This window comes from Endozoicomonas sp. ALB032 (assembly GCF_049310125.1).
Lineage (GTDB): Bacteria > Pseudomonadota > Gammaproteobacteria > Pseudomonadales > Endozoicomonadaceae > Endozoicomonas_A.
Map to the genome: position 1 here is coordinate 4,320,737 of NZ_JBLYNW010000001.1, position 8,806 is coordinate 4,329,542.

The following is an 8,806-nucleotide window of genomic DNA, read 5'->3' on the forward strand; positions in this document are numbered from 1 at the left end:
CATGACTCCTGAGCCATCCATATACAGGGCGAGGGCGTTGCAACAGCCTCTTTTAAACGAGGGGATGAATCAGCTCAGGCTATAGATTCAACAATATGGCCAGAGAGGCTATGACCCCCAAAGCATTGGTCACTGGAGTTGTATCCGCTGATGAAGCTAAGGATTGAAGCTCTGTCATGCAAACAGCTGAGTCAAAGTAGAACTGCCCCTCGACGTTGGTCAGCCCAGTCAAAGCAGTGGCTTTGGAATCATTGATAGGAGTCCAGCTATTCACGATCTGGCAGAGTGTCGGCGCGCTGGTCGTTGCCATGCCAACGGTTGAACTCACAGACCTTGGGCACTCATCTGCCAGTGGCAATGGATCAACGGCTTTCAGGGGGAAATATTCGTTGTCTACTTTCCACAAAGTCATTCCCATAAAGTGGTTACAGGCCAGCGCCAGATCAAGCTTGTCATAGATAGTTAAAGCTGTCCTTGTGACGTTGATATTATTACCAGCCAGATTAATGAGAGGCGCTTTTCTATAGGCAGACGACGAAAGACCTTTTAAAGCGAACCCTCCTTCAATTCCTGTACGAATTTCGTCAGGTGTCTTGCCTTTATTATCAATATCAACAGTGTTTCTGAAGATATTAATATTGCTTCCGGATCCAATTGCAATCTGAGCCAATTCCGAGATTTTGCCCCGGAATGTGTTACCAATTATTTCGAGTTTGTTTGACAGGTTATTGATGTTGCGAAGATTAATGAATATTGCTTTCTCGGGAATCATACTGAGTTTTGTTGTGTGGATGGTTTGACCAATGACATGATTATCAGCGAAACGTAAGCCTGGGCCCGTGTGCAAATTACTGGTGGATGCATCCAGATTCGCAGAACAATTAATGTTAACTGCGGCCCGGACAGGGAGATAAAAAACGTTGTTCTCTATAGATAATGTCCGGTTATAGCAGTTTGTGTGGACAATAGCGTCAGTTTGAGTATCTGGATTAACTCCGGTTGGCTGGAAAGTAATGTGTTTTATATGATTGTCTGCTGTTTCTCCAAAATTGAATTCGTCATCGTAGTGAACGCCAACTCCGATCATGTATTTACTTGTAAAGTTATCATGAAGCTTGATAACAATTTCAAAACCGTCATCAGCAGCCCCGATGATGTCCTGACCGTTCTTCAAAACGATTGCATTGGCGATAAAATATTCAACAGTGAGCTTACCTGTCACGGGGGCAACGGTTGGAGAAGTTGTTTTGGAGGAAAGCAAGATAACGGTGTTATCAGGAATCTGTTTTATCAACTCACTTAAATCATCTGCAGGGTCGGCACTGAGAACAACGCACTGTCGTTCGCTAACAAGATCACTGTCCTCGATAAGCCGTTGTTGAACCCCCGTCGTTTGATCTCTGAGAGAGCTGCATAATTTCCTTGGAATGGAAGTTGCGGTAGTAGGAGCTGCAGTAGCATTCTGTTGATGGGTACCGTTTATTGGATAGTCGGGATGTAGGGCAATCTTGCCCAGGGTTCTTGCATCATTAATCTCTATGGGGGTTGACGCTGCAGTGGCTGTTGACTCTTTAGCGGCTGTTGATGCGGTAGTGGGTGCTGACTCTTTAGCGGCTGTTGATGCGGTAGTGGGTGCTGACTCTTTAGTGCCTGTTGACACTGTAGCGGCATTTACCGGGCAAGCATTACTGTTCGAAAAATCCAGCGCATCCAGAAATTCAGTTCTCGAAGAGCAATTGGCTGTTAACACATGTAGGTCTGCTTTTTGGCAAAGAAGCTGATCATTGGAGGTAGGTTCAGAATTCTCTTTAATGCCATTGACATAGCTGTTCACCGCCGTGGTGTTGGCAACCGTTGCTTTAGCTCTAACCAACCCCCCCCCGATGCCGGCGTATGCATACCAACCCCTGGTTGTGACATGGCTGTTCACCGCCGTGGTGTTGGCAACCGTTCCTCTAGGTCTAACCAACCCCCCCCCGATGCCGGCGTTTGCATCATCACCTCCGGTTGTAACATGGCTGTTCACCGCCGTGGTGTTGGCAACCGTTCCTCGAAAATTAACCAAGCCCCCTCCGATGCCGGCGTTTGCAGTATAATCCCCGGTTTCGACCGTGCTGTTCACCGCCGTGGTGTTGCCAACCGTTCCGAAAACCATCCCCCCCCCGATGCCGGCGTGAGCATCCTCGCCCGAGGTTTCGACCCTGCTGTTCACCGCCTTGGTATTGGCAACCGTTCCTCCACCGTTAACTGCCCCCCCCCCGATGCCGGCGTGTGCACGATAATCCCCGGTTTCGACCCTGCTGTTCACCGCCGTGGTGTTGCCAACCGTTCCGTAAACCAGCCCCCCCCCGATGCCGGCGATTCCATACCAACCCCTGGTTGTGACATTGCTGTTCACCGCCGTGGTGCTGCCAACCGTTCCTTTAACCAGCCCCCCTCCGATGCCAGCGTAACTTTTACGACCATTGGTGAGAATATGAACATCTTTCACCCAGATATTACTGACTGTGCCAGTATCATCAACAACACAGGCTGCTAACCCGGTCGTCTTATGGGAAGTTATATTGGCACCAGTAAAGTGAAGGTGCCTGATGCTGCCTTTCAGAGTGTCAATAAAACAGTTAGACAGACCGCTGATGGTACGGCACTGCCCATAGTACTCCCCGGTGAATGGATGGGTATCATTGCCAATGGATTGATAGTCTTTAGTGACAACAATATCCGCTGTCTGTTGATAGGTACCGTCCAGTGGATAGTCGCGATCTCGACCAATCTTGCCCAGGTCTTCTGCATCATTAATCTTTATGGGGGCTGTTGACGCTGTAGTGGGTGTAGATTGAGTGGTCAGGGCCAGTAACAGAAATACAGGAGCGATGAACAGGACCGAACAGTGCCGAAACTTAATCATTTTCAAGACTCCCTGGAAAAGTCGACAGGAAGCCTAGACGCTGTGTTTATAGTTATCCATTAATATGATTGTGGTGTTGCAAGAAAACAGGCGGATCTTTTTGTCAATCCTCTCTTTAGTGCTGCTATTCAGGGTATTAGCCATGATTCCTGAGCCGCTCATATAGAGGGCGAGGGCGTTGCAACAGCCTCTTTTAAACGAGGGGGTGAATCACTCAGGCTATAGATTCAACAATATGGCCAGAGAGGCTATGACCCCCAACGCATTGGTCACTGGAGTTGTATCAATGAGAAGATTTTTTCATTGTTCGAACGTCATACCGAATGGATCAGCAAAGGTAAGGCTGGAACCCCTGTAGAGCTTGGCCTCAGAGTCTGCGTATTGCAGGATCAGTTTGGCTTTACCCTGCATCATCTGGTCATGGTAAAACAGACGGACGACCAAGTGACTGTATCTATTGCAGAAGGTGCCAAACAGTGATTTCCCCAGGTTTCACAAGTCAGTTATGACCGGGGTTTCTTATCTACGCCGTCACCATGGATGCACGACGAATCGTGTCTAACTCTACACTCGCGTAGGCTGTCCCGGTAAAGTCTGCGCAGATGTTGGCTCTTGATCCAATGCTTTGCCAGCAACTATTTTGAAAAACCTTGGTACTACTTTTGATCAGCTACAATTTCCATGTTTTGCTCGCTACTTGGTTCTTCTTCTATGAAAACTCCTTCCTACTTAGCCGCCTCTGCAACTCTGGCCGCGTTTATTCACTGCAATACCACTATGGCATGGACTTCGGTAAGGGCTAACTCCGACTCCGTTCGGCCTAACTCAAAGGTACTACAACTGTATCGAAACTCTGCCGATGGCGATGAAATTAATTACATCTATTACGATATAGACAAAAGGCGATTGCTTTGGAAAGTTGTTAAGAATGCTGGTCACGAAGAAACTTATGAGCAACTATTACCTGATTTTATTGGCAGTGTCAGCGCATCTTTATTCAAAGGTAATCACTTATACATCGCTGGGCAGTTGCAATACAAACAAGAGTGGTTTATTAGCGCTTTGAATCCAAATGGTGAAGTTATTTGGGTTAGGCAGGGAAATGATAACGATCCTTCCGGCATGCCAAAAGATATTACCTTTTATAAGATCATGACAATGGCAGAAGAAAAAGTAATTTATGCTGTTGGTAAAACACCCAGCACGTAAATTGTTTTGGAGTTAAATTATGAGAATGGTTCAGATGTTTCTGGGGAAGTATTTAATAAATTTCCAAATAGAAAGCTACTTCATACTTCAAGTAACTCAACTGATGATGAAGTCATTTCGAGTGATGCAGGAGGGAGTTTTAGAATTCTTGAGTGGATAGCTGGAATAGTTACTGTTTTAGGCGTGGTAACATTGGGGTCAGTTATTTATGGTGTCTGCGAATTTTATAAAGATTTAAAAGAAAAACGTAAGGCGAGAATTACTCATGCAAAGGATGTAGAAAGTAATAGGCGAAAAATTGAAAGTGATTTAATGAGAAAAATGACAAGACAGCAAACAAGCTTTTTATTGATGCCTCCTGATTCATCTGTAGTTATTTTTCCTGATATTTCCGTTACTGATAACCCTGAAGTTAATACTGATGCCGATTGCGCTGAACAAGAGCAATTATTTACATGTTTGCAAATTGCGGTTCGTGAAGGGGATCTTGAAAAAGCAGACAACCTGTTAGATTCTTCTCCGGATTTAATTAATGAATTGGATTCCTTTGGAAATACGCTGTTGCATATAGCCATAACTACCAAAAATTTAAAGATGATTAAGTTGTTGCTTCGTAAAGGAATTAAGTATGATGAAAGCAATAATCAGGGTTTTACCCCTTTGCATTTAGCTGCAACACAGGGGGACGTAAATACCTTAAAAGAACTCTTAGATAAAAAGGCAGATATAAAGCTAATTACCAGTCAGCAACACTCACCACTGCACTTAGCAATCATTAACAAAAAACCTGAAGCTGTAAAGCTATTAATTAAAAGCCTATCTGATATTCCTGAGCGATTGACAATTATCAATCAGGAAGACTATCAAGGTAATACACCTCTTCACTTAGTAATTATTAACAATCATCCTGTAGCTGTTATAAAACAATTGATTAAGATTCCAGCTCGTATTTCTGATCGATTGAGGATTATCAATAAAGAAGACTATCAAGGCAATACACCTCTTCACTTAGCAGTATTGGAAAGAAACACTAATATCGTGACTTTACTTCTTAATTATGGTGCTAGCCAGGAACTATCCAATAATGATGGATTTACACCAATATACCTTGCTGCTATTAGTGGGGTACAAGGTGCAACACAAGATGCAATAATAAGAGTGTTATTAGAATGGAAATCTAAGTTTTCTCAAGATGAATTGTCAGCACTTTTTCATATTGCCGCAAATTTCAATATTAAATCCCTTATGGAAATGTTGCTAAATAGAGATCTACATCGTGGGCTTAAGTTTTATCAACCACCATGCAAGCTTGATACAAAGGACCAGTTTTGCGTTCAAACTCAGTCAGGTCTAACTGTCTTGCATGAGGCAGTTCTTGCCAATTCATATTCTGTAGTAGCGCTTCTAATAGAAGAGCGTTTGATAGAAATTAATGCAAAGGACGACCAAGGTAATACTTCGCTGCACTATGCAATCCAGAATAACGATATAGATATGATTGAAATTCTTTTGAAAAATGGAGCAGGTATTAATATACAGAACAGCCTTGGATACACACCTTTGCATTTTGCAGTTCAACTGGAAAATAAGGAAGTTGTAGGTTGTCTAATGGAACATAAAGGTGAAATTGCCAACCCCAATATTTGTGCGAACGATGGCCGAACACCTTTATCTATTGCCTATAAAAGTAGGCTATTAGACATAGTAAAAGCTCTAGGTCAGGATAAAAGTTTACATTATATAGAAAATGATGAATTTATTAAACTTCTCGAACAGATTTATGTTTTGAAGAAGACTGACGACGAAGGAATTCGTAAAAAACTTCATGAATTTGATCCCGACAAGTCATTCAATCCAAATAAGCAATATTTTTCCGGCAATACGCCTTTGCATGTTGCTTTAAAAATGGAGCTTGACCAATTTTCTGTAATATTTATTAGTTTATACAAGCCAGATTTAAATATCCAGAATGATGAAGGGCAAACACCTCTGCATCTTGCTTTATGTGTTGGAGGAAATCAAGAATCTATAAAATCAATAATACAACAAGAAATTACAAATCTAAATATTAAGAATGATGAAGGACAGACACCTCTGCATGTTGCTTCATATCATGGAAATAAAGCAGCTATAGAATTATTAATAGACGCAGGTGCAGATTTAAATTTCAAGAATAATGAAGGAGAGACACCTCTGCATGTTGCTTTACGTCGTAAAAATCAAGAAACCATAAGATTATTAATAGAAAACAGTGAAGGTTCACAATTAAAGGATAAAAATAATGAGTCGGTTTTAGACTTGGCAACGTCCATTGGTAATGTCGAAGCGGCTTCATTGATTCGAAATAAAATTGAGGGTTCGAAGACCAACGGAACGAAAAGTGACTCTGAGCAGAAACCTCCTGTGGTTATTGAGCTGTAAGATTGAGGTGTACTTCATCCTCGACTTTAGAAGTTCTCAAAGGACAATAGTTCTACTTATATCCCGAGGATTGCTATTCGCCAGGATTGGAACCGATATAGGCAAAAATATGATGACGAGTCTGGCGGATCAGGCTGTCTCTTGCCTGGGGATTATATCGAACGTTGGTTTTTGTCAAACTCTAAAGTCGAACACTTTAAAGATATTATGGAAAATGCTATACGTATCGATCATAGTTCTTATGTTGACACGTTACGGGAGATGACAGATGAGTCAATTTAAAACACTATTGGTTGAGGTTACTGAAGAAGCTGAGAAATGCATTGGCAACAATGCTATAAAGATTGATGCAATAGATGGTAAGCTTGTGGTATTCCCTACAAAAGACCCAAACGCCACCCCTTTAAAATCCATCGACCCTGCCGAGGATAACCCGTTTCGGCAAAATTGTAAAAAATACAAAACCTTGATGAGTGCTAAGGAATGGGAGGGGTTGATTGATGAAGATAATCAATAAACTGGCCCTTGTTGATACCTGTATATTAATAGATATACTGGATAGCCAGAGTATACACTTCAATTGGTCGTGTGATACTCTCAACCAGTGCAGACACGAAGGTTCGGTGCTTTATTATAATCTGGCTATTTTAGCAGAGTTAAGTACAAACTTTGTTAATCTGGCCGACCTTATTGACTTCTTTGATTACAACAATATTAAGAAGATGGAATTAACAGAACAAATTATGTTTGATGCCGGAGTTGCATTTCGCAAATACAAAGGGAATGGAGGTAAGAAACATACAGTATTAGCAGACTTTGTTATTGGCGCTACGGCAAAAAATAATGATATGGTTCTAATAACAAGGGATAAGGGAAACTTCAAAACCTATTTTCCTGAGGTACCACTGCTACAACCATCTGTGGGAAACCCACTTTAAAGATATAATGGAAAAGCTATATGTATTGATTACAGCTCTTACTCGACTTTAGAGTTCTCAAAGGACAATAGCTCTACTTAATTCATCCAGAATCTGCTAAAAGCAACCGTCTCAAGTCCAGTAAAAAGCGAGACGGTTGCCATGCTCAAGGTTGTGCGTCAGGAAACCGAATATAAAACCGGACTTGGATGAAGAGTCTGGCGGATCGGGATATCCCTTTCCTGGGTTAAGCGACAGTGGTTTTTTTACCTAGTTCCCACGCTGGGACCCGCAGGGCCTAAAAGCATGGGAGCGAGTCAAAATGGAGCAGCGCCAGAAAGGTTAGAGTTCAACTCCGTTAAGGGGATACCAGTCTTTTTCCATTAGCTTTTCATAAGACCATGGGCAGGTATCAGGGAAGCTGCTGTTGTCCAGTTTTGGGCATTTAGTGGGGATATGGCGATTCATTTCCCGAATGGCTCCATTTTTCCCATCAGGGTAAGACTCAACTAAAGCATCTTCCACCCGTTGTTCTAAACTGTGATTTTTTCTTAATAATTTATTAATACCGTCCCTTGCATTATCAATAGAGTTTAGCCACCCGTTTATGACCCGTTTTGTAGCTACAGTATCCCGCAGCACACTGGTTTGGTAGTCACACTTAAGAAGATGAAGTATGAGATTGGTTAGAAAATGTTCAAGATTATCGACTTTTGATTCTATGCCCAACTCCAAATCCTCTAACAGATTTTCTAAATCCAACTGGTCAAAGTGGCGATTTCGCAGCAAAGCTACCTGATTGGATAACCACTGGTGATAATCGGTTTCGTATAAATTACTCATAGATGTTCACTCCATTAAACGGATACCATTCTTCAGCCATCAACCGCTCCCTCCCAGTCGCGCTCCAGGCGCTTGGTGGGATACCCCCCATCCCTGGGGATAAGTCGCGCTCCAGGCGCTTGGTGGGATACCCCCCATCCCTGGGGATAAGTCGGCCAGCAGGTCTGAGTTTCACTTTTGTTCGAGGTTTGAGGATAGCAGTTGGTGAGGGGGGTGCAAAGTTGTTGGCGGGGGTTTCACCTGGTGAGTAGACCGGCGGAACTTCCCCGTCAGCCCCTCTCAGAACAGTACGTGAACCTCTCGATTCATACCGCTCCCATCAGGCAGGCTTCCTCATTAGCCAAAATTTACTCGGGGGATACCTGTCTTCCAGCAGGTATTACTTGCTAAACCTTGATATCATGCTCGACTTTAGAGTTCTCAAAGGACAATAGTTCTACTTAATTCATCCAGAATCTGCTAAAAAGCGACAGAGGTTTTTAATTTTTTATTAATTAACCTCCGTCGT

At 42.8% G+C, this 8,806-nt stretch carries 6 protein-coding genes and 1 pseudogene; 5 read left to right on the forward strand and 2 right to left on the reverse strand.

What is annotated here, in order from left to right; translation table 11 throughout:
* Positions 1-79: 79 nt before the first annotated feature.
* Positions 80-2,908, reverse strand: a complete 2,829-nt coding sequence (locus ACO6VG_RS16310) for a hypothetical protein (RefSeq protein ID WP_422474741.1) — start codon at positions 2,906-2,908, stop codon at positions 80-82.
* 288 nt (positions 2,909-3,196) lie between these two features.
* Here ACO6VG_RS16310 and ACO6VG_RS16315 point away from each other — a divergent pair.
* The 5 genes and pseudogenes from ACO6VG_RS16315 to ACO6VG_RS16335 all read left to right on the forward strand — a co-directional run.
* Positions 3,197-3,385: pseudogene (locus tag ACO6VG_RS16315) on the forward strand (ISNCY family transposase); the annotation flags it as partial.
* Between the two features lie 234 nt (positions 3,386-3,619).
* Positions 3,620-4,117, forward strand: a complete 498-nt coding sequence (locus ACO6VG_RS16320) for a hypothetical protein (RefSeq protein ID WP_422474743.1) — start codon at positions 3,620-3,622, stop codon at positions 4,115-4,117.
* 6 nt (positions 4,118-4,123) lie between these two features.
* Complete coding sequence (locus ACO6VG_RS16325) at positions 4,124-6,538, forward strand: ankyrin repeat domain-containing protein (RefSeq protein ID WP_422474745.1); 2,415 nt, start codon at positions 4,124-4,126, stop codon at positions 6,536-6,538.
* A gap of 268 nt (positions 6,539-6,806) precedes the next feature.
* Complete coding sequence (locus ACO6VG_RS16330; RefSeq protein ID WP_422133282.1) at positions 6,807-7,055, forward strand: hypothetical protein; 249 nt, start codon at positions 6,807-6,809, stop codon at positions 7,053-7,055.
* Complete coding sequence (locus ACO6VG_RS16335; RefSeq protein ID WP_422474747.1) at positions 7,039-7,476, forward strand: type II toxin-antitoxin system VapC family toxin; 438 nt, start codon at positions 7,039-7,041, stop codon at positions 7,474-7,476. Before ACO6VG_RS16330 ends, ACO6VG_RS16335 begins: the two co-directional genes overlap by 17 nt.
* A gap of 321 nt (positions 7,477-7,797) precedes the next feature.
* Here the strand turns inward: ACO6VG_RS16335 and ACO6VG_RS16340 are convergent, their stop codons facing one another.
* The gene (locus ACO6VG_RS16340) at positions 7,798-8,298 is read right to left on the reverse strand and encodes a DUF29 domain-containing protein (RefSeq protein WP_422474749.1); all 501 of its coding nucleotides are present in this window, start codon (positions 8,296-8,298) and stop codon (positions 7,798-7,800) included.
* Between the last annotated feature and the right edge of the window lie 508 nt (positions 8,299-8,806).

What these genes read in the sequence shown, in the direction of transcription:
- ACO6VG_RS16310 (WP_422474741.1), bottom strand. Translation starts at nt 2,908, where the DNA reads ATGATTAAGTTTCGGCACTGTTCGGTCCTGTTCATCGCTCCTGTATTT.
- ACO6VG_RS16340 (WP_422474749.1), bottom strand. Translation starts at nt 8,298, where the DNA reads ATGAGTAATTTATACGAAACCGATTATCACCAGTGGTTATCCAATCAG.
- ACO6VG_RS16330 (WP_422133282.1), top strand. Translation starts at nt 6,807, where the DNA reads ATGAGTCAATTTAAAACACTATTGGTTGAGGTTACTGAAGAAGCTGAG.
- ACO6VG_RS16320 (WP_422474743.1), top strand. Translation starts at nt 3,620, where the DNA reads ATGAAAACTCCTTCCTACTTAGCCGCCTCTGCAACTCTGGCCGCGTTT.
- ACO6VG_RS16335 (WP_422474747.1), top strand. Translation starts at nt 7,039, where the DNA reads ATGAAGATAATCAATAAACTGGCCCTTGTTGATACCTGTATATTAATA.